This is a genomic window from Kitasatospora sp. NPDC001660, assembly GCF_053596725.1.
The window spans coordinates 183,518-208,905 of record NZ_JBSFGU010000002.1 but is presented as its reverse complement, the minus strand read 5'-3'; the positions used below and the strand labels follow the sequence as shown (position 1 = coordinate 208,905).

The 25,388-nt window shown below is 72.7% G+C and carries 21 protein-coding genes and 1 tRNA gene; 9 read left to right on the top strand and 13 right to left on the bottom strand.

The features are described 5' to 3' along the window. Window positions 1-72 precede the first annotated feature (72 nt). Together ACWCXH_RS02900 and ACWCXH_RS02895 are read left to right on the top strand one after the other, a co-directional pair. On the top strand, window positions 73-2,496 hold the full coding sequence (locus ACWCXH_RS02900) for a ribonucleoside-diphosphate reductase subunit alpha (RefSeq protein WP_449799533.1): 2,424 nt from the start codon (window positions 73-75) through the stop codon (window positions 2,494-2,496). Between the two features lie 20 nt (window positions 2,497-2,516). Continuing rightward, window positions 2,517-3,512, top strand: a complete 996-nt coding sequence (locus ACWCXH_RS02895) for a ribonucleotide-diphosphate reductase subunit beta (protein ID WP_153466293.1) — start codon at window positions 2,517-2,519, stop codon at window positions 3,510-3,512. Window positions 3,513-3,576: 64 nt separating this feature from the next. On the opposite strand, the gene ACWCXH_RS02890 is transcribed toward ACWCXH_RS02895, so the two are convergent. Further along, the gene (locus ACWCXH_RS02890) at window positions 3,577-3,840 is read right to left on the bottom strand and encodes a DUF397 domain-containing protein (RefSeq protein WP_449799662.1); all 264 of its coding nucleotides are present in this window, start codon (window positions 3,838-3,840) and stop codon (window positions 3,577-3,579) included. 78 nt (window positions 3,841-3,918) lie between these two features. On the opposite strand from ACWCXH_RS02890, the gene ACWCXH_RS02885 reads away from it, so the two are divergent. Beyond that, the gene (locus ACWCXH_RS02885; RefSeq protein ID WP_449799532.1) at window positions 3,919-4,962 is read left to right on the top strand and encodes a ferritin-like domain-containing protein; all 1,044 of its coding nucleotides are present in this window, start codon (window positions 3,919-3,921) and stop codon (window positions 4,960-4,962) included. 63 nt (window positions 4,963-5,025) lie between these two features. Here the strand turns inward: ACWCXH_RS02885 and def are convergent, their stop codons facing one another. The 8 genes from def to ACWCXH_RS02845 all read right to left on the bottom strand — a co-directional run bounded on the left by def (window position 5,026) and on the right by ACWCXH_RS02845 (window position 12,999). Further along, window positions 5,026-5,664 (bottom strand): peptide deformylase, encoded by a 639-nt coding sequence (gene def, locus ACWCXH_RS02880; protein ID WP_449799531.1) that lies wholly within the window; start codon window positions 5,662-5,664, stop codon window positions 5,026-5,028. 42 nt (window positions 5,665-5,706) lie between these two features. Beyond that, on the bottom strand, window positions 5,707-6,699 hold the full coding sequence (locus ACWCXH_RS02875; protein ID WP_449799530.1) for a tetratricopeptide repeat protein: 993 nt from the start codon (window positions 6,697-6,699) through the stop codon (window positions 5,707-5,709). 323 nt (window positions 6,700-7,022) lie between these two features. Continuing rightward, entirely contained in the window at window positions 7,023-8,330 is a 1,308-nt protein-coding gene (locus ACWCXH_RS02870) for an HD-GYP domain-containing protein (protein WP_449799529.1), read from the bottom strand. Window positions 8,331-8,368: 38 nt separating this feature from the next. After that, window positions 8,369-9,808, bottom strand: a complete 1,440-nt coding sequence (locus tag ACWCXH_RS02865; protein ID WP_449799528.1) for an HD-GYP domain-containing protein — start codon at window positions 9,806-9,808, stop codon at window positions 8,369-8,371. A gap of 315 nt (window positions 9,809-10,123) precedes the next feature. Next, window positions 10,124-10,531 (bottom strand): mycothiol system anti-sigma-R factor, encoded by a 408-nt coding sequence (gene rsrA, locus ACWCXH_RS02860; RefSeq protein WP_449799527.1) that lies wholly within the window; start codon window positions 10,529-10,531, stop codon window positions 10,124-10,126. Beyond that, window positions 10,528-11,271: a sigma-70 family RNA polymerase sigma factor gene (locus ACWCXH_RS02855; RefSeq protein ID WP_449799661.1), complete on the bottom strand. Its 744-nt coding sequence runs from the start codon at window positions 11,269-11,271 to the stop codon at window positions 10,528-10,530. The genes rsrA and ACWCXH_RS02855 overlap by 4 nt, the downstream gene beginning before the upstream one ends. Window positions 11,272-11,579: 308 nt before the next feature. Further along, a complete protein-coding gene (locus ACWCXH_RS02850; protein ID WP_449799526.1) occupies window positions 11,580-12,218 on the bottom strand; it encodes an alpha/beta hydrolase family protein in 639 nt (212 codons plus the stop codon). Between the two features lie 28 nt (window positions 12,219-12,246). Further along, complete coding sequence (locus tag ACWCXH_RS02845) at window positions 12,247-12,999, bottom strand: SOS response-associated peptidase (protein ID WP_449799525.1); 753 nt, start codon at window positions 12,997-12,999, stop codon at window positions 12,247-12,249. A gap of 137 nt (window positions 13,000-13,136) precedes the next feature. On the opposite strand from ACWCXH_RS02845, the gene ACWCXH_RS02840 reads away from it, so the two are divergent. The 5 genes from ACWCXH_RS02840 (at window position 13,137) to hisN (ending at window position 17,739) form a co-directional block, all read left to right on the top strand. Continuing rightward, window positions 13,137-13,871: a M50 family metallopeptidase gene (locus tag ACWCXH_RS02840; protein ID WP_449799524.1), complete on the top strand. Its 735-nt coding sequence runs from the start codon at window positions 13,137-13,139 to the stop codon at window positions 13,869-13,871. Window positions 13,872-13,937: 66 nt separating this feature from the next. After that, complete coding sequence (gene aroA, locus ACWCXH_RS02835) at window positions 13,938-15,269, top strand: 3-phosphoshikimate 1-carboxyvinyltransferase (protein WP_449799523.1); 1,332 nt, start codon at window positions 13,938-13,940, stop codon at window positions 15,267-15,269. Between the two features lie 15 nt (window positions 15,270-15,284). Beyond that, on the top strand, window positions 15,285-16,340 hold the full coding sequence (gene rsgA / locus ACWCXH_RS02830) for a ribosome small subunit-dependent GTPase A (protein WP_449799522.1): 1,056 nt from the start codon (window positions 15,285-15,287) through the stop codon (window positions 16,338-16,340). Window positions 16,341-16,486: 146 nt separating this feature from the next. Then, window positions 16,487-16,810: a DMT family transporter gene (locus ACWCXH_RS02825; RefSeq protein WP_449799521.1), complete on the top strand. Its 324-nt coding sequence runs from the start codon at window positions 16,487-16,489 to the stop codon at window positions 16,808-16,810. Window positions 16,811-16,941: 131 nt separating this feature from the next. Next, window positions 16,942-17,739, top strand: coding sequence for a histidinol-phosphatase (hisN, locus tag ACWCXH_RS02820; protein WP_449799520.1), 798 nt, complete (start codon window positions 16,942-16,944; stop codon window positions 17,737-17,739). A 117-nt stretch (window positions 17,740-17,856) separates the two neighbouring features. On the opposite strand, the gene ACWCXH_RS02815 is transcribed toward hisN, so the two are convergent. Next, window positions 17,857-19,332, bottom strand: coding sequence for a catalase (locus ACWCXH_RS02815; protein ID WP_449799519.1), 1,476 nt, complete (start codon window positions 19,330-19,332; stop codon window positions 17,857-17,859). Between the two features lie 105 nt (window positions 19,333-19,437). Here ACWCXH_RS02815 and ACWCXH_RS02810 point away from each other — a divergent pair, with 105 nt between their 5' ends. Continuing rightward, entirely contained in the window at window positions 19,438-19,863 is a 426-nt protein-coding gene (locus tag ACWCXH_RS02810) for a Fur family transcriptional regulator (protein ID WP_449799518.1), read from the top strand. 15 nt (window positions 19,864-19,878) lie between these two features. Here the strand turns inward: ACWCXH_RS02810 and ACWCXH_RS02805 are convergent, their stop codons facing one another. The 3 genes from ACWCXH_RS02805 to ACWCXH_RS02795 form a co-directional block, all read right to left on the bottom strand. Next, window positions 19,879-21,858, bottom strand: a complete 1,980-nt coding sequence (locus tag ACWCXH_RS02805; RefSeq protein ID WP_449799517.1) for a sel1 repeat family protein — start codon at window positions 21,856-21,858, stop codon at window positions 19,879-19,881. Between the two features lie 357 nt (window positions 21,859-22,215). After that, window positions 22,216-22,289, bottom strand: a tRNA-Met gene (locus ACWCXH_RS02800). An 81-nt stretch (window positions 22,290-22,370) separates the two neighbouring features. Next, on the bottom strand, window positions 22,371-25,352 hold the full coding sequence (locus ACWCXH_RS02795; RefSeq protein WP_449799516.1) for a UPF0182 family membrane protein: 2,982 nt from the start codon (window positions 25,350-25,352) through the stop codon (window positions 22,371-22,373). Between the last annotated feature and the right edge of the window lie 36 nt (window positions 25,353-25,388).

The following is a 25,388-nucleotide window of genomic DNA, read 5'->3' as shown; positions in this document are numbered from 1 at the left end:
GCGCGTGCGCCCCTGCCCCGAACGGCCCGGCACCCCGATCACCGCCGCCGATCGCCGCCAGGAGAGAGCGCCTTGACCATCGCTGCCTCAGCAACCCTGCCCGCCCAGGGCTCCGGCTCCGCCCCCGCCGACCCCACGGTCTCCGACCCCGGCGGCGCGCTCCTGCGACTCCTCACCGACCGCAGCGCCGATCTCCCCCAGGTGGACCCCGGTCACGTCGCCGCCGCCGCGCTGCGCGGGCGCCACGCCGGCTCGGACTTCGCCGAGCTGCGCGGACTGGCCGTGGACGCCGCCGCGTCGATGATCGCCGAGGACCCCCAGTACTCGAAGCTGGCCGCCCGCCTGCTCGCCCTGGAGATCGTCGACGAGGCCGGCAGCCAGGGCGCCGTCTCCTTCGCCGCCTCCGTCGCCGTCGGCCACGCCGAGGGCCTCATCGGCGACACCACCGCCGCGTTCGTCGCCAAGCACGCCGCCGCCCTCGACGCCCTGATCGACCCCCAGGGCGACGACCGCTTCGAGTACTTCGGCCTGCGCACCGTGCAGTCCCGCTACCTGCTGCGCCACCCGATCACCCGGAAGGTCGTCGAGACCCCTCAGCACTTCCTGCTCCGTGTCGCCTGCGGCCTGGCGGTCGGCGACAGCGAGCAGTCGGTGCGCGAGGTCGCCGAGCTGTACGGCCTGATGAGCCGCCTGGAGTACCTGACCTCCTCGCCGACCCTGTTCAACTCCGGCACCCGGCACCCGCAGATGTCGAGCTGCTACCTGCTCGACTCGCCGCTGGACAACCTCGACTCGATCTACAACCGCTACGCGCAGATCGCCCGGCTGTCCAAGCACGCCGGCGGCATCGGCCTGTCCTACTCGCGCATCCGCTCGCGCGGCAGCCTGATCCGCGGCACCAACGGCAAGTCCAACGGCATCGTCCCGTTCCTGCGCACCCTCGACTCCTCGGTCGCCGCGGTCAACCAGGGCGGCCGCCGCAAGGGCGCGGCCTGCGTCTACCTGGAGACCTGGCACGCCGACATCGAGGAGTTCCTGGAGCTGCGCGACAACACCGGTGAGGAGGCGCGCCGCACCCACAACCTCAACCTGGCGCACTGGATCCCGGACGAGTTCATGCGCCGGGTCAACGCCAACGCGGACTGGTCGCTGTTCTCCCCCGCCGACGTGCCCGAGCTCGTCGACCTGTGGGGCGAGGAGTTCGACGAGGCCTACCGCAAGGCCGAGCAGGCCGGCAAGGCCGTCCGGACGATCCCGGCGCAGACCCTGTACGCCCGCATGATGCGCACCCTGGCGCAGACCGGCAACGGCTGGATGACCTTCAAGGACGCCTCCAACCGCGCCGCCAACCAGACCGCGCTGCCGGGCCGCACGGTGCACTCGTCCAACCTGTGCACCGAGATCCTGGAGGTCACGGACGACTCCGAGACCGCCGTCTGCAACCTCGGCTCGGTCAACCTCGGCGCGCACGTCGCCGCCGGGGCCACCGCTGCGGACCTTCTCGGCGCGATGGACTGGGAGCGGCTGGACGCCACCGTGCGCACCGCCGTCACCTTCCTCGACCGCGTGGTGGACATCAACTTCTACCCGACGGTCGAGGCCGGCGCCTCCAACTCCCGCTGGCGGCCGGTCGGCCTCGGCGTGATGGGCCTGCAGGACGTCTTCTTCAAGCTGCGGATCGGCTTCGACTCCGCGGAGGCGAAGCAGCTGTCCACGCTGATCGCCGAGCGCATCATGCTCACCGCCTACGAGCGCTCCGCCGACCTGGCCGAGCAGCTGGGCCGCCACGAGGCCTACGGCGAGACCCGCGCCGCGCGTGGCGAGCTGCACATCGACCATTTCCCTTCCGCCGCGCCGCAGTGGGCCGACCGCTGGACGGCCCTGCGCGCCCGCATCGCCGAGACCGGCCTGCGCAACTCGCTGCTGCTGGCCATCGCGCCGACCGCGACCATCGCGTCGATCGCCGGTGTGTACGAGTGCATCGAGCCGCAGGTGTCCAACCTGTTCAAGCGCGAGACCCTCTCCGGTGAGTTCCTCCAGGTCAACCCGTACCTGGTGCGCGAGCTCAAGGAGCTCGGCGTCTGGGACCAGCAGACCCGGGACGCGCTGCGCGACTCCAACGGGTCCGTCCAGGACTTCAACTGGCTGCCGGCCGAGGTCCGTTCGCTCTACCGGACGGCCTGGGAGCTGCCCCAGCGCGCGCTGATCGACCTGGCCGCGGCCCGCATGCCGTACATCGACCAGAGCCAGTCGCTCAACCTGTTCATGGCCGCGCCGACCATCGGCAAGCTCAGCTCGATGTACGCGTACGCGTGGAAGGTCGGTCTGAAGACCACCTACTACCTGCGCTCGCGCCCGGCGACCCGGATCGCCCAGGCCGCGTCGGGTACCGCCCGTGCTGCCGCGCCCGTCCCCGTTGCCACCCTCACCCCGGAGCAGGAAGCCGCCATCGCCTGCTCCCTGGAGAACCCCGAGTCCTGCGAGGCCTGCCAGTGAGCACCCCCGAAGACCGCAAGATGCTGCTCGACCCCGGCTTCGAGCTGACCCTGCGCCCGATGCGCTACCCGTCGTTCTACGACCGGTACCGGGACGCGATCAAGAACACCTGGACGGTGGAGGAGGTGGACCTGCACTCCGACGTCGCCGACCTGGCGAAGCTGAGCGAGGGCGAGCGCCACCTGATCGGCCGACTGGTCGCGTTCTTCGCGACGGGCGACTCGATCGTCGCGAACAACGTCGTGCTGAGCCTCTACAAGCACATCAACTCGCCGGAGGCGCGGCTGTACCTGTCGCGGCAGCTGTTCGAGGAGGCCGTGCATGTGCAGTTCTACCTGACGCTGCTCGACACCTACCTCCCCGACCCCGAGGACCGCGCGGCCGCGTTCGCCGCGGTGGAGAACATCCCCTCCATCGCGCAGAAGGCCAAGTTCTGCTTCAAGTACATGAACGCGGTCGACCACATCGACTCGCTGCAGACCAAGGAGGACCGCCGCGCGTTCCTCCTGAACCTGATCTGCTTCGCCGCGTGTGTCGAGGGCCTGTTCTTCTACGGCGCGTTCGCGTACGTGTACTGGTTCCGGAGCCGCGGTCTGCTGCACGGTCTCGCCACCGGCACCAACTGGGTGTTCCGCGACGAGTCCATGCACATGGACTTCGCGATGTCGGTCGTGGACACCGTCCGCGAGGAGGAGCCCGACCTCTTCGACGACGAGATGGCCAAGCAGGTCACGGAGATGCTGGAGGAGGCCGTCGAGGCCGAGCTCCAGTTCGCCCAGGACCTGTGCGGCGATGGTCTCGCCGGCATGAACACCGACTCCATGCGCCAGTACCTGGAGGCCGTGGCCGACCAGCGCCTGGCCCGCCTCGGCCTGCCGATCCGGTACGGGTCCACCAACCCGTTCGGCTTCATGGAGCTGCAGAACGTCCAGGAGCTGACCAACTTCTTCGAGCGCCGGGTCTCCGCCTACCAGGTCGCCGTCGAGGGTTCGGTCTCCTTCGACGACGACTTCTGAGCCCGCAGATACGAGAGAGGTGCCCCGCACGGCCACAGCCCGTGCGGGGCACCTCTCTGTTTGATCATTCGGTCGAAAACTCCCCGCCCTTGACCCCGGCGAGGAATGAGGACCAAGCATCAGCCGGGAAGAGCAGAGCCGGCCCGTCCGGATCCTTCGAGTCACGGACGGGCACGACACCGGTCACACCGCCGGCCACCTCGACGCAATCACCGCCCTGCCCGCTGTAACTGTCGCTCCGAACGACCCCGGCGCCACCGGCCGATGATCTTGGCGGCCACCCTGACTCCCCCGCCCGCGCGCGCCGCCCGTCCGGATGAACTCCCAGGCCACACCGGCATCACACGCATGCGCACAACCATTCCCCGACTACGGTCCGGCGGACAGCCGAACGAAAGGGGCACCCATGGCCACGGTTCTGGACTACGCGGGCGACGGCATCGTCCAGCTCATGAGCATGGCGGAGGAGGACTGGACCGAACAGGAGCTCAAGGACGCCCTCCAGCACGCGATCCTGCTGGAGCTCGCCACCATCCCGCCGTACGCCACCGCCCTCTGGTCGATCACGGACCCCGACAACACCAAGCCCGTCCGCCAGACCATCCACGACATCATCCTTGACGAGATGGCGCATTTCGGACTGGTCTGCAACATGCTCACCAGCATCGGCGGCACTGTCGTCCTCACCGACGACCTCGCCGTCCCCAAGTACCCGGGCGAGCTTCCCGGTGGCGTCAACCCCGGGCTGGTGGTCTACCTCAGCGGGTTGACCCGCGACTCGGCCAAGCTCTTCTCCGACATCGAGAAGCCCGAGAACCCGCTCGCCTTCGCTGTCGACGGCAACACGATCGGCGCCTTCTACCAGCGCATCGCCGACGTCTTCCCCAAGTACGCCCACCTCATCACCGGTCAGAAGCAGGTGAACACCTCGATCGGGAACCGCGTCATCAACCCGATGAGCACCATCGACGACGTGTTGGAGGCGATCCACGTCATCCAGACGCAGGGCGAGGGGACCACGGCCTCCCCGGAGGACCCCTTCCCCAGCGTCCCGGGCGAACTCGCCCACTACTACGCCTTCAAGGAGCTCGCCGTCGGCAAGAAGCTCGTCTACAACGACATGTCGCAGAAGTGGGAGTTCACCGGCGCCGACGTCCCGCTGCCGGACACCTTCCCGGTCGCCCGGGTGCCCGAGGGCGGCTGGCCCCGCACGGGCGGCCCCAACTCGCCCGACCAGGACACCGCCGGGCACCTGAACACCTTCAACCAGCAGTACAGCGACATGCTGCGCGCCCTCGAACACGCCTGGAACGTCGACGCGTCCGCGATCAACACCGCGATCGGCCTGATGTTCCAGATGCGCGGCACGGCGCAGCAGATCGTGAGCGTCAAGCTCAGCGACGAGCCCCGCTTCACCTACGGCCCCGAGTGGCTCCTCGTCCAGCAGTAGCCCCCGAACAGCCCGAAGGCCGGTGCGGACGACCCGCACCGGCCTTCAACTCGCGATCAGCCGTTACGCGTTCGGCACGGTCGCGTACTTCGGCGTCCCCTCGGCCATCTGCCGCAGGGCGTCCTTGCGGTCGCGCTTGGACAGCTTGTCGATGTAGAGGAACCCGTACAGGTGGTCGGTCTCGTGCTGCAGGCAGCGGGCGAAGAAGCCGGTGCCCTCGACGCGGATCGGGTTGCCGTCCTTGTCCACACCGGTCACGGCCGCGTAGTCCGGGCGCGGCAGCTCGGCGTACGCGGTCGGCACCGACAGGCAGCCCTCGTTGCCGTCGTCGAGCACGCGGCGGCGGTCGGCCGGGTACTCCTCCAGCTTCGGGTTGATCACGTGGCCGATGTGGCGCACGCCCTCGTCGTCGGGGCAGTCGTAGACGAAGACCTTCAGGTCCACGCCGATCTGGTTGGCCGCGAGGCCCACGCCCTCGGCCGCGTACATCGACTGGAACATGTCGTCGATCAGGGCCGACAGCTCACCGTCGAACGCGGTGACGTCCTTGACCTCGCGGTGCAGCACCGGGTTGCCCACGACGGTGATCGGACGCGCGGTGCCCTTGGTGAGGTCGGGCTCCTCACCGATCACCTTCACGGGGGCCTCGGGTGCCGTCCCCTCCACGTCGTGCTCGTGCTCGTGGTCGTGCTGCTCCGCCATGTCTTCCGCTTCCGTAGGTCTACGCGTACCGCACCAGGGTACTCAGCAGACTTCTTCGAGATCCCGGTAAGCCCTGCTCCCGGGGGCAGCCGAGACCCAGCGGTCCAGCAGCGTGCGCACCAGGTGCGCGGGGGCGGCGATCCCGCACTCCCGCTCCACCAGCCACGACATCCCGGCCGCCCCGCCCTGGCTGAGGTGGCTCAGGTGGCCGGGGTGCGCGGCGTCGCCGTCGTCGTGCGGGTCGTGGTGCGCGGTGTGGCCGTCGTCCGCGGCCATCCGGCTCTCCGAGCACGCCCGGCACAGCAGCCGCACCGAGGACGTCCAGTCCTCCGCCGCGTAGCCCGCGTCCGCGACCAGCCGCTCCAACGCGTCGCGGTCCCCCGCCGTGGCCGCCTGGAGCAGCACGACGTACGTCGGCACCGGGGACGGCGCCCACAGCTCGATCTCGTCGAACACCGGGTAGGCGATCCCGTCCGTGACCCGCTCGCCGTGCGGGGCGCCGTCGTGCAGCACCACCTCGCCCCAGCGGCGGCCGGAGGACGGCAGCGGGATCGACAGCACCTCGATGCGGGCCGGGTCCAGCCGGCGGCCCCAGACCACCTCGGACTCGCCGTCCGGGGACAGCCGCACCGGCGTCGTCCCGAGGTCCAGGCTGACCGGGCCGTCCGGCTGCCCGCCGGGGCCGCCGGGCAGCTTCAGCCCGTACGCCTGCCAGGCGCGGCGGGCCAGCGGCCAGTCCTGCAGGGCGGTCGCGGTGATGCCGAGGTTCCACCAGTCGGGGGCGCCCTGTTCGCGGTCCAGCAGCGCGACGGCCCGCAGGCCGGCCGAGCGGGCCTGCTCCCAGTCCCGGCGGAACTTGTGCAGCAGGGCCAGGTTGAACCAGGAGTCGGAGAGCCAGGGCTCCAGGTCGGCGGCCATCACCAGCAGCGCGCCGGCATCCTCGTAGCGGCCGTCGCCGATCAGCGTGAAGGCCCGGTCGGTCGTCTGCCGCCAGGTGGCGGACGGCCGGTGCCGTGCCCGGTGGAAGATCCTCACGTTCGTCCCTGCCGTCGTCGTCCGCTCAAGTCCCGTACCGCCGCTCCCGCGCCCCGAGTTCAGAAAACGGAGGCGTCTTCTTCGGGGGCCGGGCCCGGTGCCCCGGGTCGGTGTTCCACGCTACGACCGCATCCAACCACGCCCGCCCCCGAGCGCGCTCCCCACGGCCGGGGTTGGAGCGGGGCCTGGGCCCGCCCCTACCCAGCCTGCCCGCCCCGCCGCCGCACCTCAACCCCGGGGCGCGGAGCCCGCGCCGCGGCTCCGGCCCGCTTGCGGCCGCCCCTGCCCCACCGGTGACACGCCGGGCGGCAGACGGCCGGCGCTCAGCCCCGGGCCTGGCCGCCGACGCGGGCCAGGGCGTCGACGACCCGGGCGTCGTACACCCGCCCGCGGCCCAGGCGCAGCACCTCCAACGCCTCCAGCCGCCCCACCGCCTCGCCGACGCCACGCCCGCGGGCGGCCGTCAACAGGTCGTCGTGGGCGTTGGCCACCCGGATGATGCGGGCCGCCAGCGGCACCGAGCCGTCGCCGCCGGCCGGACCGGGGAAGGGGTCGGCGAGCCGGGCGACCTGCTCCGCGACCTGCCGGGGCACCCCGGTGCGACTGATCACCTCGCTGCCGAGGCGGGCGATGCGCTGCTGTTCCGCGCAGGGCAGCAAGGCGGTCGCGCCGTCCGGCACCGGCTCGACCAACGACAGCTGACCGACGTCGTGCATCAGTGCCGCGTACTCCAGCAGGGCGAGTTCGCGGGTGCCGAGCCCCAGCTCGCGGCCGAGCGCGCACGCCGTGTCGGCGACCCGCCGGGCGTGCCCGTGCGGGGTGTAGCCGGCCACCTCGGTGGCGCGGGCGAGGCTGGCGATGGTCTGCCCGGTGGTGGCGCGGACGGCCGCGGCGCGCCGGAACGACACCTGGGCGAGCAGCAGCGGGGCGCAGAACAGCGGCAGCGCCCACAGCCCGACCTCGCCGGCCGCCAGGCTGACCAGCATCCCGGTGGCGACGATCGCCGAGCCGATCCCGAACAGCGAGCGCAGCTCGTCCTCCAGCGCCGCCGAGAACCGCAGCCCGCTCCCGGGGGCCGCCTTCGGGCCCCGGGGGCGTGCCCGGTCGGGGCGCAGCAAAGCCGCGAGGGTGGCGTCGCAGAGCGCGGCCAGCGCGGCGACGGCGGTCAGGAACACCCCGTACGCCGGGCCCTCCGGCGAGAAGCTGTCGACCAGGCCGCTGTTGTAGAGGGGCTGGAAGACGGCGGCGGCGAACCCGACGCCGAGCAGCCGGCGGGCGGCGCTGTCGCGCCGGACGGGGTCGGCCCAGGGCGGGCGCCGGTGCGGGCGCCCCGGGTGCGGCAGGGCGAGCCCGGGCAGCCAGGCGAGCAGCAGGCCGACGCCGGTGACCGCGACGACCTGGAGCGTGCCGTGCGCGGTCGGCAGCCCGCGCAACGGCCCGAGCAGGGCGTACGCCAGCGCGCCGGCCGCGCCGATGGGCGCCTGCTCGCGGTCGCCCGGAAGAGTGATCCGGACGCACTCACCGAGCCCGATCAGCGCGGTGAAGGCGAGTGCGACCCGGGGCTGCTCGACCCCGCGCACCACGACCGCCGCCAGCGCGACGGCCAGCAGCCCGGCCGCCGCCGCGCGCACGGCGCACACCTCCCACCGGCCCTGCCGCCCCGCCGCGGTCACGGCTGCCCGACCGTGGGGACGGTCCCGCCCTGGGCGGGCACCCGGCCCCGCCCGGCCCGGACGGGCTCCGGCACACCGAGCGGGATGTCCGGGACGGCCCGCAGGCACGCCTCGGAGGGGGCGGGCAGCACCGGCTGCCAGTCGTGGACGGCGAGCGCGCTGATCAGCGCGCGGACCATCACCGGGTCGAACTGGCTGCCCGAGCACCGCTCCAGCTCGGCGACGGCCTCGGCGACGGGCCGCCCGCGCCGGTAGGAGCGGGTGGAGGTCATCGAGTCGAAGGCGTCGGCGACGGAGATGATCCGGGCGAACTCGGGGATCTGCTCGCCGGCGAGGCCGCCGGGGTAGCCGCGCCCGTCCATCCGCTCGTGGTGGTGCAGGATCCCGGCGTGCGCCTCGCCGAGGAACGCGATGCCGCGCACCAGCTCGTACCCGTACACCGGGTGGACCTCGACGGCCCGCCGCTCGGCCTCGGTGAGGGGACCGTTTCTGCGGAGCAGCTCGGTGGCCACGCCGAGCTTGCCGACGTCGTGCAGGATCGCGGCGAAGCGCAGGGTGCGCAGCCGCTCGGCCTCCATGCCCAGCTGACCGGCGATCAGCACGGCGGCCCGGCCCACCCGCTCGCTGTGCCCGCGGGTGTAGGCGTCCTTGATCTCGACGGCCTGCACGAGCGCCTGGACGGTCGCCTGGTGGGCGTCGCGCTCGCGGTGCCCCTGGGCGAACACCCACGCCGAGATCGACAGCGGCAGCAGCGCGAGCAACGCCGCGAACGCGCCGTAGGGGCCCTGCCACAGGACGGCGACCATGAGCCCGCCGGCGGCGTGCACCAGCACCGGCAGCCCGCACACCGTGCACACCCCGCGCAGCAGGACGTCGGCCCGGCTCCCCTCGCTGAGCATCAGCATGACGCCCACCAACGCCCCGTTGACCAGGCAGAACGCGGAGAGGGCGGCGAAGCCGGGCAGCAGCGCGGCCGGGAAGCGGGAGCCGAGGAGCAGTTGCGGGCCGCGCAGCAGGTGGAAGGCGGCCGACCCGGCGAAGGCGCTCAGCGCGAGCTGGGAGCCGTTCCACAACTGCCGCTCCCGGTCGTGCCGCCCGCCCGGGCCGCCGAGCAGCGCGGCCGGCACCGCGACGAGCGCGGCGGCGGCCGGCGGCAGCATCAGCACACCGGCGAACAGCACCGGGAAGAACGCGTTCGCCCCGGGTCGCACGGGCGCCCGCTCGGCCGGCAGCGGGCGGCGCAGCAGCCGGCGCACCAGCCGCTGGCAGGGCGTGGGCAGACCCTGGGCCAGCGATTCCCAGCAGCCGTGCAGGAAGCCGAGCAGCCCGACCTTGGGCCAGTCCACCGGGGAGCCGAGCCAGCGCGGCATCCCGGGCAGGGCCGCGGCCGGCAGCAGCGGCAGCAGGCAGCAGAGCGCCGCCACCGGAACGGCCACGAGGTACCGCGTCGCGCCCTCCGGCAGGGCCGCGCCTCTCCTGTCGGTAGCGATCTCGACCTCCCCGCCGTCCTGGCCCGCTCCGCGCTCAGCGCGCCGGGTGGACCGGCGGTGAGTGTCCGTCAGGATAGGCCGCTCGTCGGGCACGGGGACGCGTGATCGCGCGATACCGCAGCTGGCACACCGCCAACTCACTCGAACGAGTGAGGGGCGCACGCAGGCAGCACGGGAGCGGCCCCGGGAGCACACGCTCCCGGGGCCGCTGAACTCCGTGTCCGGACCGCTCGGCCCGCCCTCGCCGGCGGGCCCGGCCGGTTACTCCGCCTGGGCGCCCGCCTCGACCGGCGCACCGGGGCGCACGCCCGGCTGCCGCGCGTCGTCGCCCGCCTCCGGGGCCGGCCGCGCGTCCTCGGCGTGGATCTCGACCGTGGTCTCGACGGCCACCACGACCTGCTCTCCGGAGCGCTGCCCGGAGCGGATCGAGTCGATCCTGGCCAGGACCTTGCTGCGCAGGTCGGCCGGGGTCTCCTCGCAGCCGCAGGAGCGCTTGATCAACGCCTTGATCGCCTGCTCCAGGCCGTACTGCCGAAGGCAGGGCGAGCACTCCTCGAAGTGCACGCGCAACTTTGCGCAGTCGCCCTCGGCCATCTCGTTGTCGAGGAATTCGTAGAGGTGGTCGAGGACCTCGCCACACTCGGTGTCGTGCGGATCGCCGCAGCTCATGAGCCCGAGCCCTTCGCTTCCTGCCCTGCTCCGCTGCCGGCCGGGACCAGCCCGCGCTCACGGGCGTAATCCTCCAGCATGCCGCGCAGCTGACGGCGGCCGCGGTGCAGCCGGGACATCACCGTACCGATGGGAGTACCCATGATGTCCGCGATCTCCTTGTACGCAAAGCCTTCCACGTCCGCGAGATACACGGCGATCCGGAATTCCTCGGGAATGGCCTGGAGGGCGTCCTTCACGTCGCTGTCGGGGAGGTGGTCCAGCGCCTGGGTCTCGGCCGAGCGCAGCCCCGTCGACATGTGCGACTCGGCGCGCGCCAGCTGCCAGTCCTCGATCTCCTCGGCCGCGGTGCGCTGGGGCTCCCGCTGCTTCTTGCGGTACGAGTTGATGAAGGTGTTGGTGAGGATGCGGTACAGCCAGGCCTTGAGGTTCGTGCCCTCGCGGAACTGGTGGAACGACGCGTACGCCTTGGCGAACGCCTCCTGGAGCAGGTCCTCCGCGTCGGCCGGGTTGCGCGTCATGCGCAGGGCGGCCGAGTACATCGGATCCAGGTAGCCCAGGGCGTCGCGCTCGAAGCGCTCCCGCCGGGCCTCCTCGGTCTCCTCGGTCGACACCCGGAAGGTGTCCTCACCGATCGCCTCGGCCAGCTCCTCACCGGTGAGCGCCCCACCCTCGGGCCGGCCCTCATCCGGGCCACGGCCGGGTTCGGCCTCGTGCTCGGTCCCGACGACCGGACCCACCTCCTCGGCATGGCGGGCACGGCCCACGGCGGGCCGCCCCGAAATGGAGGATATCGGGCTGACGGGCTTCTCGCCCGCGACAATCCAGTCGGACCAGGCGGGAGCGAACGCCGTGGCGGCCTCGCGCTCCTCCGGCCGCTCCGGGCACGCGATCGAACCCATCTGCCCTGCCTCTCACCGGTAATCTGCTGACGAGGGTGTCAACCACAGGCCCCCCGCCCGCATTCCCGCCCGCGCCGGGCTTTCACCCGCACGGGCGAGCGACGCCGTGAGCGACGGGAAACCCCAGCTCACAGCCGGTCCGGCGGTCACAGCAGCCCGAGCGTCCAGTCCCCGACCGCCCGGCAGATCAGCTCAAGCACCTCGTCCTGGCCCACCGGCGCCCGTTTCGGCACCTCGAAGCCGTGACTGCCGTACGGCACCGGCACCAGCACGTGCCCCTCCGGCAGCTCCGGGAACTCCGCGGGCCCGCCGAACGGATCAGCCGCGCTCTGCACCACCAGCGTCGGCAGCCCCGACTCCAGCAGCTCCTGCGCCCGGCTCCTCTCCGGCCTGCCCGGCGGGTGCAGCGGGAACGCCAGCGCCACCACGCCCACCGCCCCGGCCGCCGCGCCCGTCCGGCACGCCACCCGCGCCCCGGCGCTGCGCCCGCCGACCACCAGCGGCAACCCCTGCCCGGCCAGCCGCCCGGCCACCGGCGTCCAGCCGAGGTCCAGCGTCCGCGGCGCCGGGCCGAGCTTCTTCCCGGCCACCCGCCACGGCTGCTCCACCAGCGCCACGGTGATCCCGCGCGGCGGCAGCGCCGCGGCCAGCGCCACGAGGTCCCGCGCCTCGATCCCGCCGCCCGCGCCGTGCCCGAGCGCCAGCAGCGCCTTCGGCGCGGCCGCCCGGTGGTAGGTGATCCGGGCGTCCCCGGCCTCGGTGGGGACGAGTTCGGTGGTCGTCACAGCGGCTCCAGAAGGCTTCGGCACGGAGTCAGAACAGCGTGGTCTCGTACTCGACCTCGGCCCACGGTTCCTTGAGCTCCGGGCCGTTGTTGCGGATGCTGCCCACCGCCGGCGACACCGGGGTGGCCCGCAGCGCGCCGGGCGGCGGGGGTATCAGCAGCCGGCGCAGCTCGTCCGGGTCGCTCAGCGCCGGGTCCAGCCACTCGTCGAAGGAGGACGGGTCGAGGAACAGCGGCATCCGCTCGTGGATCGGTGCGAGCAGTTCCTCCGCGTCCGTCGTGACGACCGTGAACGTCACCAGCCAGGCCTCCGGGTGCCCGGCCGGCACCGCCCGGTTGCGCCAGAACTCGTACAGACCGGCCAGCGCCAGCGGGGCGCCGTCCACCCGGGAGACGAAGAACGGCTTCTTGCGCGGCTTGCCGCGCTCGGCGGGCACCGTCTGCCACTCGTAGTAGCCGTCCACCGGCAGGATGCACCGCCGCGACGCGAAGGCCTGCCGGTACGAGGGCTTCTCGTGCACGGTGTCCGCCCGGGCATTGATCATCTTCACGGCCGTCCCGGCCGAGTCCGACCACTGCGGCACCAGCCCCCAGCGCAGCACCCGCAGCTGGCGCACCGCCCGCGCCCGCTCCCCGGACATCCGCTCCAGCACCACGAACGCGCTGTTCGTCGGCGCCACGTTCCAGTTCGGCGCGAGGGTCTCCGCCGGGTCCCACTGCTCGATCCCGAAGATCTCGACGAGGTCCTCGGGCTTGCTGCTGGAGGCGAAGCGACCGCACATGCGGGCCAGCCTGCCATGCCGCCCGTCCTCACCACTTCCTCATCCCACGAACAGAACCACCCGCTCCCGCCCGCCCGTCCCCGCATGGGAGGCTGCCCCGAACGGCCCAGTGCAGCGAACGGAGGCGAAGCAGCGCCATGACCACGAATCCGACCACCGGACAGAACCTCGGCGACCTGTGGGACCGGGTCAGCGGCGCCCAGCCCGCCCCACCCGGCTGGCTGGTCCTCGCCACCGGCGCCGTCGCCCTGCTCGCCGTCCTCGCCCGCCCGCTGTGGCACGTCACCCGCAACGCGGTGACCATCGCCCACGAGGGCGGCCACGGCCTCGCCGCCCTCGCCACCGGCCGCAGACTCGCCGGCATCCGCCTGCACTCCGACACCTCCGGCCTCACCCTCTCCTACGGCCGCCCCACCGGCCCCGGCATGGTCCTCACCGCCGCCGCCGGCTACAGCGCCCCCGCCCTGCTCGGCCTCGGCTGCGCGGCCCTGCTCGCCGCCGACCGCATCACCCTGCTGCTGTGGCTCGCGATCGCGCTGCTGCTCGCCCTGCTGATCCGCGTCCGCAACGCCTACGGCCTGTTCACCGTGCTCGTCGCCGGCGGCGCCTTCTTCCTCGTCTCCTGGTTCGGCAGCGCCCAGGTCCAGGCCGGCTTCGCCTACCTCGGCTGCTGGTTCCTGCTGTTCGGCTCCGTCCGCCCGGTCCTGGAACTCCAGCACCAGCGCCGCACCGGCTGGGCCCGCGACTCCGACGCCGACCAGCTCGCCCGTCTCACCCACGTGCCCGGTCTCGCCTGGGTCACCGTCTTCCTCGTCATCGCCCTCACCTCCCTCGCGCTCGGTGCGAGCTGGCTGCTCCTGCCCCTGCACTGAACCCCCACAGTCCCGGCATGCGGTCGGCGCGGGGGTCGTTCCGGTACGGCACCTAAACTGGCCCCCATGACCGAGACCCTGTGGCCCGCCCCCGTCGCGACCACCCCCGTTGACGCCACCGTCACCATCCCCGGCTCCAAGTCGGTCACCAACCGGGCCCTGGTGCTGGCGGCACTCGCCGACGAGCCCGGCTGGGTTCGCCGCCCCCTGCGCAGCCGCGACTCCCAGCTGATGGCCGACGGCCTGCGCGCCCTCGGCGTCGGCATCGAGGAGAAGGTCAACAACGACTCCGGCGGCACCGGCGGCGGCGAGGCCTGGCGCGTCATCCCCACCCCCGCCCTGCGCGGCCCGGCGTCCATCGACGTCGGCAACGCCGGCACCGTCATGCGCTTCCTGCCCCCGCTCGCCGTCCTCGCCGACGGCCCCGTCCACTTCGACGGCGACCCGCGCAGCTACGAGCGCCCCCAGCACGGCGTGATCAACGCCCTGCGCGCCCTCGGCGCCCGCATCGACGACGGCGGTCGCGGCGCCTTCCCGCTCACCGTGCACGGCACCGGCGCCCTCGACGGCGGCCCGGTCGAGCTCGACGCCTCGTCGTCGTCCCAGTTCGTCTCGGCCCTGCTCCTGTCCGGCGCCCGCTACAACCACGGCGTCGAGGTCCGGCACGTCGGCGGCCCGGTCCCGTCGCTGCCGCACATCCGGATGACGGTCGAGATGCTGCGCCTGGCCGGCGCCCAGGTCGACGCCCCCGAGGACGGCGGCGAGAAGGACGTCTGGCGGGTCACCCCCGGCGCCCTGATCGGCCGCGACCTGGTCGTCGAGCCCGACCTCTCCAACGCCGCGCCGTTCTTCGCCGCCGCCCTCGTCACCGGCGGCCGCGTGACCGTCCGCGACTGGCCGAAGCACACCACCCAGCCCGGCGACCAGCTGCGCGAGATCTACACCCGGATGGGCGGCGCCTGCGAGTTCACCGACGAGGGCCTGCAGTTCACCGGCACCGGCCGCATCCACGGCATCGAGGCCGACCTGCACGACGTCGGCGAGCTCACCCCGGTGATCGCCGCCGTCGCCGCGCTCGCCGACTCCGAGTCCCACCTCTACGGCATCGCCCACCTGCGCCTGCACGAGACCGACCGGCTCGCCGCGCTCGCCAAGGAGATCAACGACCTCGGCGGCGACGTCACCGAGACGGAGGACGGCCTGCGCATCCGCCCCCGCCCGCTGCACGGCGGCGTCTTCCACACCTACGAGGACCACCGCCTGGCCACCGCCGCCGCCGTCATCGGCCTGGCCGTGCCCGGCGTCCGGATCGAGAACGTGGCCACCACCGCCAAGACCCTGCCCGACTTCCCGAACATGTGGGCGGAGCTGCTGGGCGAAGCGGCGGCGGACGCCTGAGCGGAGACTTGAGCCATGCGCCGCTACGGCAAGGACGCCGACGAGGACGACATCCGCAACCGCCCCGCCCGCCGGGGCTCCCGGCCGCGGACCCGGATCCGGCCCAAGCACGAGGACGCCGCCGAGGCGATGGTGCTGACCGTCGACCGCGGCCGCCTCACCTGCCTGGTCGACCCGGGGACGAAACAGGAACGTGAGGTCGTCGCGATGAAGGCCCGCGAACTGGGCCGCAAGGGCGTCGTCGTCGGCGACGTCGTCAACCTCGTCGGCGACCTCTCCGGGGACACCGACACCCTCGCCCGGATCGTCCGGGTCGAGGAGCGCAGCTCCGTGCTGCGGCGCACGGCGGACGACGACGACCCGTACGAGCGGATCGTCGTCGCCAACGCCGAGCAGCTCGCCATCGTCACCGCCCTCGCCGACCCGGAACCCCGGCCCCGGCTGATCGACCGCTGCCTGGTGGCCGCCTACGACGCGGGCATGGAGCCGCTGCTGGTGCTCACCAAGTCCGACCTCGCGCCGGCCGAACCGCTGCTGGAGTCCTACGCCCCGCTCGGCATCAACTACGTCGTCACCCGGCGGGACGAACTGGAGACCGCCGGCGCCGAGGCCGTGCGCGAGCACCTGCGCGGACTCTCCACGGTGTTCATCGGCCACTCCGGCGTCGGCAAGACCACCCTGGTCAACGCCCTGGTCCCGGACCGCCAGCGGCAGACCGGCCGCGTCAACGCCGTCACCGGCCGCGGCCGGCACACCACCGTGTCGGCCCTCGCGCTGCGCCTGCCCCCGCCCCCGGGCGCCAAGCCCGGCTCCAAGAAGGCCCTGGACCCGGGCTGGGTGATCGACACCCCGGGCTTCCGCTCCTTCGGCCTCTCCCACATCGACCCGTCCCGGGTCATCCACGCCTTCCCGGACCTGGAGCCCGGCACCGCCGACTGCCCCCGCGCGTGCAGCCACGACGAGCCGGACTGCGCCCTGGACGCGTGGGTCGCCGACGGCCACGCCGAGGGCGCCCGGCTCTACTCGCTGCGCCGCCTGCTGGCCAGCAAGGAGGCCCGCGAGGGCGACTGACCGGCGGACGGCTTCGCCTGCCCTCGAGGCCACGGCTCATCACGGCCGGTGTCCCGTTCGAGGTGTCGGACCGCCCCAGCCTGGCGATCATAGGAAAGTCGGGCCGGCGCACGGTCCGACCCGTCGATCGACAGGAAGGGCACGCGATGGCATGGGCCCTGGTGGTCCTGGCCGGCCTGCTGGAGACCGGCTTCGCGATCAACCTGAAGCTCAGCGAGGGCTTCACCAGGCTCTGGCCCACCATCAGCTTCTGCGTGTTCGCCCTCGGCAGCTTCGGCCTGCTGACCCTCTCGCTCAAGAGCCTGCCGGTCGGCCCCGCCTACGCGGTGTGGACCGGCATCGGCGCGGCCGGCACCGCCATCTACGGGATGGTCTTCCTGGACGAGGCCACCTCCGTGCTCAAGCTGGTCTCGATCTCCCTGGTGATCGCCGGGGTCGTCGGCCTCCAGCTCAGCGGCTCCGCCCGCTGACCCGGCAGGTCCCCGCGGCCCCGGCGGCCGTCCGCCTGCCGGTCCGCCCGCGCCCGCCGATCCACCCGCGGATCCGTCCGCTCCGCGAGCCCGGCTGTCCCGATCCGGGTGGGATCGCTAGGGTTTCGGACATGGCCGACTACCACGACGACCTCCGACTCGCCCATGTCCTCGCCGACTCGGCCGACTCGGTCACCCTGGAGCGCTTCCGCGCGCTCGACCTCGCGATCGAGACCAAGCCCGACCTCACCCCCGTCAGCGACGCCGACAAGGCCGCCGAGGAGCTCGTCCGCGGCGTCCTGCAGCGCGCCCGCCCGCGCGACGCCGTCCTCGGCGAGGAGTTCGGCCTCCAGGGCTCCGGCCCGCGCCGCTGGGTGATCGACCCGATCGACGGCACCAAGAACTACATCCGCGGCGTCCCGGTCTGGGCCACCCTGATCGCCCTGCTGGAGGACGGCCCGGACGGCGTCGAGCGCCCGGTGGTCGGCATCGTCTCCGCCCCCGCGATCGGCCGCCGCTGGTGGGCCGCCAAGGACCTCGGCGCCTACGCGGGCCGCAGCCTCGCCAAGGCCTCCCGCATCCACGTCTCCGGCGTCTCCCGGATCGAGGACGCCTCCTTCTCCTACTCCTCGCTCTCCGGGTGGGAGGAGCGCGGCCGCCTCGACCCGTTCCTCGACCTCACCCGGGCCTGCTGGCGCACCCGCGCCTACGGCGACTTCTGGTCCTACATGATGGTCGCCGAGGGCGCCGTGGACATCGCCGCCGAACCCGAGCTGTCACTGTGGGACATGGCCGCCAACTGCATCATCGTCGAGGAGGCCGGCGGCCGCTTCACCGGCCTGGACGGCATCCCCGGCCCGGGCGGCGCGGACGCCGTCGCCAGCAACGGCCTCCTGCACGAGGAGACACTGCGCCGCCTGAGCGTCTGACGGCCGCACAGCCGCCCCGTCCCGTCCCGTCCGCTCCGGCGGGGAACGACGGTGCGGGCCCCCCGACCAGTGGGAGCTGGTCGAGGGGCCCGCCGCTTTTCTCCCCGCCGGTCGCCGCTACTTCTTGCGCAGCTCCCGCACGGCCGCCTCCAGCCGCTGCCCGTAGTCGGCGTCGGCCTTGCGGAAGTTGTCGACCGCCCGCTCCACGATGTCCTCGCGGTCGGCCGAGACCTTGGCGATGAAGCCGGCCAGACCCGCGATCAGGCGCTGCTTCTCGTCCTCGGAGTAGAGCCGGTACAGGTTGCCCGCCTGCACGAAGTCGTCGTCCTCGGCGTGCGAGGGCGCCACGTGGTTGCCGGTCGTGCCGGCGACGGCCGTCGCGGCCCACAGCGGGCGGCCGGTCTCGACCGGGCCGCCGAAGCTGTTCGGCTCGTAGTTCTTCTGGCGGCCGTGGCGGCCGTCGTACAGGTGGCCGTCGCGGCCGTTGGTGCGCGCCACGGTGGCGTGCGGGCGGTTCACCGGCAGGTGGTCGGCGTTGATGCCGACGCGGTAGCGGTGGGCGTCCGCGTACGCGAACAGGCGGCCCTGGAGCATCTTGTCGGGGGACGGGCCGATACCGGGCACGAAGTGCGCCGGGGAGAAGATCGACTGCTCGACCTCGGCGAAGACGTTGTCGGGGTTGCGGTTGAGCTCCAGCTTGCCGATCTCGATCGGCGGGTAGTCCGCGTGCGGCCAGACCTTGGTCAGGTCGAAGGGGTTGAAGCGGTAGCCGGCCGCATCGGCCGCCGGCATGATCTGCACCTGCACGGTCCAGGTCGGGAACTCGCCGCGCTCGATCGCCTCGCGCAGGTCGCGCTGGTGGCTGTCCGGGTCCTCGCCGGCGAGGCGGTTGGCCTCCTCCTGGGTGAGGTTGCGGATCCCCTGGTCGGTCTTGAAGTGGTACTTGACCCAGAAGTGCTCGCCGGCCTCGTTCTGCCACTGGAAGGTGTGCGAGCCGTAGCCGTTGAGGTGGCGGTAGGAGGCCGGGATCCCGCGGTCGCCGAACAGCCAGGTCACCTGGTGGGTCGACTCGGGCGACAGGCCCCAGAAGTCCCAGACGTTGTCCGCCTCCTGCGAGCCGGTGTACGGGTCGCGCTTCTGGGTGTGGATGAAGTCGGGGAACTTGATCGCGTCCTTGATGAAGAACACGGGGGTGTTGTTGCCGACGAGGTCGTAGTTGCCCTCCTCCGTGTAGAACTTCAGCGCGAAGCCGCGCGGGTCGCGCACCGCGTCGGCGGAGCCGAGGTTGCCGGCCACGGTGGAGAAGCGCAGGAAGACCTCGGTCTGCTTGCCGATCCCGGACAGGAAGCCGGCCCGGGTGTAGGGCGTCACGTCGGCCGTCACCGTGAAGGTGCCGTAGGCCGCCGCGCCGCGCGCGTGCACCACGCGCTCCGGGATCCGCTCGCGGTTGAAGTGGGCGAGCTTCTCGAACAGCAGCTGGTCCTGGATGAGCGCCGGGCCCCCGGCCCCCGCCGTCTCGGTGTTCTGGTTGTCGGCGACGGGGGCGCCCGCCTCCGTGGTGAGGGTGGGGCGCAGCTCGTCCTGGGTCGTCATGAGAGAAGCCTCCGCGTGGTCCGGTCGTGACGACTCGATCCTAACTTGGACTTTGTCCAAGTCAACACTGGCACCAATCTCGGAGCGTGACCTACTCTGGTGCCCATGAGTGACCTGCTGGAGCGACTGCGCGGACGTGGATGGCGCCTGACCTCGCAGCGCCGGGTCGTCGCCGAGGTCCTCGACGGCGAACACGTCCACCTCACCGCCGACGAGGTGCACGCCCGCGCCGCACGGCACCTGCCCGAGATCAGCCGCGCGACCGTCTACAACACGCTCGGCGAACTCGTCGCCCTCGGCGAGGTCCTGGAGGTCGCCACCGACGGCCGCGCCAAGCGCTACGACCCCAACGCCCGCCACGCCCACCAGCACCTGGTCTGCTCGGGCTGCGGCGCTATCCGCGACGTCCACCCCCACGGCGACCCGCTCGCCGCCCTGCCCGCCGCCGAACGCTTCGGCTTCGTCCTCTCCGGCGCCGAGATCACCTACCGCGGGCTCTGCCCGGACTGCACGAACAGCCCGGACCTCTAGCAGCCCCGTCCCGCGCTACGCGCTCAACTCCGCGTGCAGCGCGCCGAGCAGACGCCCCGCCCGCTCCGCCACCTCGGCCGGCCCGTAGTCGGCCGCCCGGCGGCACCAGTTCTCCGCCTGCACCGGCTCCCCCCGGCGCAGCGCCAGCAGCGCGAGGCGCAGCGCCGCCCGCCCGTGCCCGGCGTCCGCCGCCCGGGTGTACCAGAGCATCGCCTCGGCCTCGCTGTCCTGCCGGGCCAGCAGCAGCCCCAGGTTGAACGCCGCACTGCGGCTCCCGGCCTCCGCCGCCCGCCGGTACCAGCTCTCGGCGATCTCCAGCGCCCCCCGGTCCGCCGCCCGCACGCCCATCCGCACCTGCGCCCGCCGGTGCCCGGCGTCGGCCGCCACCGCGTACCAGTGCTCGGCCTCCGCGTCCGCGTCGCCCCGCCGGTCCAGCACCGACGCCAGCCGGAACGCGCCCTCCGCCGAACCGCCCGCCGCCGCCTGCCGGTAGCGCTCCAGCGCGCCCGCCAGGTTGCCGCGCTGCTCCTGGACGACCGCGAGCTGCAGCGCCGCCTCGCCGTGCCCCTCGGCCGCGGCCCGCGCGTACCACTCCTGCGCCTGCCGGTGCTCGCCACGCCCGGCGTGCAGCACGCCGAGGTTGAACGCGCCGTCCACGCTGCCCGCCTCGGCCGCCTTCGAGAACCACGGCTCGGCGCCGGACTCGTCGCCGCGCTGGAGCAGCACCACGGCCAGCGCGTTGCACGCCTCCCGGTGCCCGGCGTACGCGGCCCGGCGGTACCACTGCTCGGCCTGCTGCTCGCGGCCGGTGCCGGCGCACAGCAGGCCGAGGTTGAAGGCGCCGTTCTGGTCGCCCGCGTCCAGTGCGCCGCGGTACCAGTGCTCGGCCTCCTTGGCCTCGCCGCGGCTCGCGTGCAGCGCGCCGAGCGCGTTGGCGGCGTTGCCGTCGCCGGCCTCGGCGGCCTCCCGCCACCACTCGGCGGCGGCGGTGGCGTCCCCGGAGTCGCGCAGCAGGAAGCCGAGCGCGCACGCGGCACGGGGCTCGCCGTTCTGCGCGGACTGCCGGTACCAGCGCGCGGCCTCGTCCAGCAGCGCCTGGTCGGATCCGGCGCGCTCCTCCAGCAGCACGCCGAGGCGCAGCGCGGCCCGGGCGTGGCTGCGCGCGGCGGCGGTGCGGTACCAGGTCTCGGCGGTCTCCTTGTCACCGGCGGCCTCGCGCATCCGGGCCAGCCGGTAGGCGGCCTCGCGGTGGCCCGCGTCGGCGGACACCTTGAACCAGCGCTCGGCGCGGACGTCGCGCCGGTGTTCCATCAGGTCGCCGAGCGCGTAGGCGCCGAGCGGGTGGCCGTGGTCGGCGGCGAAGTGCAGCCAGTACTCGGCGGCCTCCTCCTCGCCCTGGTCGCGCAGTTGGAGCCCGAGCGCGTGCGCGGCGGGCGCGCTGCCGGCGACGGCGGCCTGGCGCCACCACTGGGCGGCCTCGGCGCGGTGGCCCTGCTGGTGCAGCAGCACGCCCAGGTTGTTGGCGGCGGCGCGGACCCCGCCGGCCGCGGCGGCGCGCAGGTACGGCTCGGCGTCCTCCAGTTCGCCGCGGCGCAGCAGCAGCGTGCCGAGCCGGCTGGCGGCGTCCGGGTCGCCCTCGTCGGCGGCCCGGCGGTGGCGGGCCTCCAGCGCGGCCTGCTCACGGGCGGCCAGCGCGGTCTCGAAGCTGGTGCCGTCCAGACCCGCCGGGTCGAGGGCGCCCTCGACGAGAGCGCCGGCGGAGCCGTCCGCGGACTCGCCGTACGGGCCGACGGCGGCGGCGAACTGGCGGGTGGACACGTGGACGAGGGTGTCGGGGCCGCAGCCGGGCGCGGGGCGGCGCTCGGCGAGGCCGCCGGTGCGCTGGGCGGGCAGGGCACCGGGCCGGCTCTCGGGGCTCTCCGCCCAGGCGTCGGTGTCCGCCTCGGTGGCGGCCGCGGACCTGGCGCCTGACCCGTTCTTGCCGATCAGCCTCATCCGGACTCCCGCTCCCCCAGAGTGTCGCGGCATCCTTCCCCAGCCAGCGGCAGGGGGGACCTCAAGGGGAAGCGCCGGACCCGACGGCTGGTCAGCAGCCGCGCACCGTCCCCCATGTGTCCCATCGTCGCACCACCCGCAACCCGCGTACACCTGCCCCGGCCGAATTCGGGCGGGGTCTCCCCGAAGCCGACGAAATTGCTTCGGCGCTTTGTCGATTTCCCGACACTTCAACCCCACAAACCCTGTGCCGTCATCGTTGGCGACGGTCGATAGTACCGGAGCGGTTCCCGCCGCTCCGGGGTGAAAACGCCAGAGGCCCGGAGGACGTATCCTCCGGGCCTCTGTGCTACTGAGTAGCGGGGACAGGATTTGAACCTGCGACCTCTGGGTTATGAGCCCAGCGAGCTACCGAGCTGCTCCACCCCGCGTCGGTGACTGAACAGTAGCACGGTCGCGGGGCGGAACCGAAATCGGTTCACCGCAGCTCAGCGGCTCGCCGGGTCAGCGGCTCACGGCTTCGGGCTCGGCGACCCGGTCGCCATGGCACCCGGGGTGCCGCCCGGGGCGGGCGCCGGGCTGGCGCTGCGGGCCGCGTCGGCGGCCTTCAGCGCGTCGCCGAGCGCCTTCTGGGCGTTGCCGTACGCCACCCAGTCGCCGTTCTTGAACGCCGCCTGGCTGTCGTTGTACGCCTTCTCCGCGTCCGAGAGCGCCTTCTGCAGCTCCGGCGGGATCGCCCCGCCCGGCACCGGCGTCGCCGGCGTGCCCGGGCTCGTCGGCGTGCCCGGGTTCGCCGGCGTGCCCGGGTTCGCCGGCGTGCCGGGCGTGCTCGGCGCCGTCGGCGTCGTCGCCGGCGCGGCCCCCGCGAACACCTTCCGCAGCGCATCCTCCAGCGTGTTCTCGAACGCCACGTTGTCGTTCCCGTACACCACCAGGACCTTCTGCAGCGTCGGGTACTTGGCGCCGCGCCCGCGCACGTACACCGGCTCGACGTTGAGCAGCCCGCCGCCCACCGGCAGCGTCAGCAGGTTCCCGTACTCCAGGTCCGAGTCGCCACCGCTCTTCAGCAGCGTGATCTGCTGGGCCACCTCAGGGCGGGAGTTGAACTGCGACTGCACCAGGTTCGGGCCGAGCGTCTTGCTGTCCCCCGGCACCTTGAGGATCCGGATCTTCCCGTAGTCCGGGCCCGGGTCGGCGTCGACCGCCATGAACGCCGCCAGGTTGTCCCGGCCGTTGGGCACGAACGTCGTCGTCAGCGAGAAGCTCGCCGACGTCACCTCCGGCTCCGGCATGCGCAGCGTCAGGTAGTACGGCGGCTGCACCTGCTTGGTGTCGCTCGTCGGGTCCACCGGGACCTGCCAGATGTCACTGCCGTTGAAGAACGAGTTGGCGTCCGTCACGTGGTACTGGCCGAGCAGGTCGCGCTGCACCTTGAACATGTCCTGCGGGTAGCGCAGGTGCGGCAGCAGCGTCGCCGGGATGTCGGCCTTCGGCTCGACCGTGCCCGGGAACGCCTTCATCCACGTCTTCAGCACCGGGTCGTTCTCGTCCCACTGGTAGAGCTTCACCTCTCCGGTGTACGCGTCGACCGTCGCCTTGACCGAGTTGCGGATGTAGTTGACCTGGTTCGCGACCGTCAGCAGCTCACCGCGCTGATTGGTCAGCGAGTCCTTCGTCGCCGTGCCCAGCGTCGTCTTCGACGCGAACGGGTAGCCGTTCGACGTGGTGTAGCCGTCCAGCACCCACACCACCCGGCCGTCCTGCACCACCGGGTACGGGTCCGCGTCGATCGACAGCCACGGGGCGACCTTCTCCACCCGCTCCTTCGGCGTCCGGTTGTAGATCACCTTCGCGCCGTCGCTGATCGCCCCCGCGTACAGGATCTGCGGCTCCGCGAAGCGCACCGCGTACGCGGCCCGCGTGATCGGATTGTCCAGCGATACACCGCTGCTGCCGGTGTACTGGTACTGCTTGTTCTCGCCGGTCTCCGTCGTGTAGTCGATCTCCTGGTTCGAGCCGCCGACGATCGAGTACGTCGTCGACTTCTCGCCGTAGTAGATCCGCTGCTCGTAGTCGCCCAGCGCCCCGGTCGCCGGCAGGCCCGACTCGGTGAACACCGGCTGGCCCTTGTCGTTGACCTGGTTGCCCTTCGCGACCACCGCGCCGTAGCCGTGCGTGTACTTGAAGTGGTCGTTGATCCAGTTGCGCTGCACGCCGTTCAGGTCCAGCTCGCGCAGGCCGATCACGGTGTCCTGCTTGTCCGCGCCCGCACCGTAGCGGTCCACGTCCAGCGTGTTCGGGAACGCGTAGTAGTTGCGCTGCTGCTCGATCGACTGGAACGTCGGCGACACGATGTTCGGGTCCAGCAGACGGATGTCCGCGACCGTCTGCGCGTCCGGCTTCAGCGCGTCCGCCGTCGTAGACCCCTGCGGGGTGTACTGCGTCGTCTGCGCGTCCGCGATCCCGTAGGCCCGCCGCGTCGCGTCGATGTTCTTCTGGATGTACGGCGTCTCCTTGGCCTGCTCGTTCGGCTTGACCTGGAACTGCTGCACGATCGCCGGGTACACCCCGCCGATCAGCACCGCCGACAGCACCATCAGCCCCAGGCCGATCAGCGCCGGCGCCCACGTCCGCCGCACCGGCGTCAGGAAGAACAGCACCGCGCAGATGATCGCCACGAAGAACAGGATCGTCTTCGCCGGCAGGAACGCGTTCGCGTCCACGTACCGCAGCCCCGTCCAGCCCGAAACACCCTTGTACGAGCCGGTCTTGACCGCCAGCGCGTACCGGTCCAGCCAGTACGCCACTGCCTTCAGCAGCACGAACACGCCCAGCAGCACCGCCAGGTGCCCCTGCGCCCCCGCACTCGCCCGCCGGCCGGGCCCCTGCAGCCGCAGCCCCCCGTACAGGTAGTGCACCAGCACCGACGTCAGCAGCGACACGATCACCGCACTGAACGCGAAGCCCAGCACGAACTCGTAGAACGGCAGGTCGAACGCGTAGAACGACACGTCCATGCCGAACTGCGCGTCCTTCTCGCCGAACGACGTCGCGTTCGTCCACATCAGCCACGTCCGCCACTGTCCGGACGCCGCCGCCCCCGCCACCAGGCCGATCACCAGCGACACGCCCACCAGCGCCCAGCGCTTGAACGGCGCCAGCCCCGCCCGGTATCGGTCCAGGCTCTGCTGCTCCACCGACATCGCCGACAGCGGCGGCCGCAGCCGGTGCGCCAGCCACACGTTGAAGCCGACGATCACCGCCATCAGCAGCCCGAACACCGCGAACAGGCCGACCTTCGTCCACAACTGCGTGGTGAACACCGCCGAGTAGTGGACCGACCTGAACCACAGCCAGTCCGTCCAGAACCCCGCGAACATGACGAACAGCAGGAACAGCACCGCGAGCACGCCCAGGGTCAGCAGGGCCACCCGCGCCCGCCGGGAGGGCGGGCCTACCCTGCGCCGGAAACCCGGCCCTGAGCGTTCCGGCATCTGGAATACCACGGTGGCACCTCAGCTGTGTCGTCT

What these genes read in the sequence shown, in the direction of transcription:
- ACWCXH_RS02895 (WP_153466293.1), top strand. Translation starts at nt 2,517, where the DNA reads ATGCTGCTCGACCCCGGCTTCGAGCTGACCCTGCGCCCGATGCGCTAC.
- ACWCXH_RS02885 (WP_449799532.1), top strand. Translation starts at nt 3,919, where the DNA reads ATGGCCACGGTTCTGGACTACGCGGGCGACGGCATCGTCCAGCTCATG.
- def (WP_449799531.1), bottom strand. Translation starts at nt 5,664, where the DNA reads ATGGCGGAGCAGCACGACCACGAGCACGAGCACGACGTGGAGGGGACG.
- rsrA (WP_449799527.1), bottom strand. Translation starts at nt 10,531, where the DNA reads ATGAGCTGCGGCGATCCGCACGACACCGAGTGTGGCGAGGTCCTCGAC.
- ACWCXH_RS02845 (WP_449799525.1), bottom strand. Translation starts at nt 12,999, where the DNA reads ATGTGCGGTCGCTTCGCCTCCAGCAGCAAGCCCGAGGACCTCGTCGAG.
- ACWCXH_RS02840 (WP_449799524.1), top strand. Translation starts at nt 13,137, where the DNA reads ATGACCACGAATCCGACCACCGGACAGAACCTCGGCGACCTGTGGGAC.
- aroA (WP_449799523.1), top strand. Translation starts at nt 13,938, where the DNA reads ATGACCGAGACCCTGTGGCCCGCCCCCGTCGCGACCACCCCCGTTGAC.
- rsgA (WP_449799522.1), top strand. Translation starts at nt 15,285, where the DNA reads ATGCGCCGCTACGGCAAGGACGCCGACGAGGACGACATCCGCAACCGC.
- ACWCXH_RS02825 (WP_449799521.1), top strand. Translation starts at nt 16,487, where the DNA reads ATGGCATGGGCCCTGGTGGTCCTGGCCGGCCTGCTGGAGACCGGCTTC.
- hisN (WP_449799520.1), top strand. Translation starts at nt 16,942, where the DNA reads ATGGCCGACTACCACGACGACCTCCGACTCGCCCATGTCCTCGCCGAC.
- ACWCXH_RS02815 (WP_449799519.1), bottom strand. Translation starts at nt 19,332, where the DNA reads ATGACGACCCAGGACGAGCTGCGCCCCACCCTCACCACGGAGGCGGGC.
- ACWCXH_RS02810 (WP_449799518.1), top strand. Translation starts at nt 19,438, where the DNA reads ATGAGTGACCTGCTGGAGCGACTGCGCGGACGTGGATGGCGCCTGACC.
- ACWCXH_RS02805 (WP_449799517.1), bottom strand. Translation starts at nt 21,858, where the DNA reads ATGAGGCTGATCGGCAAGAACGGGTCAGGCGCCAGGTCCGCGGCCGCC.
- ACWCXH_RS02795 (WP_449799516.1), bottom strand. Translation starts at nt 25,352, where the DNA reads ATGCCGGAACGCTCAGGGCCGGGTTTCCGGCGCAGGGTAGGCCCGCCC.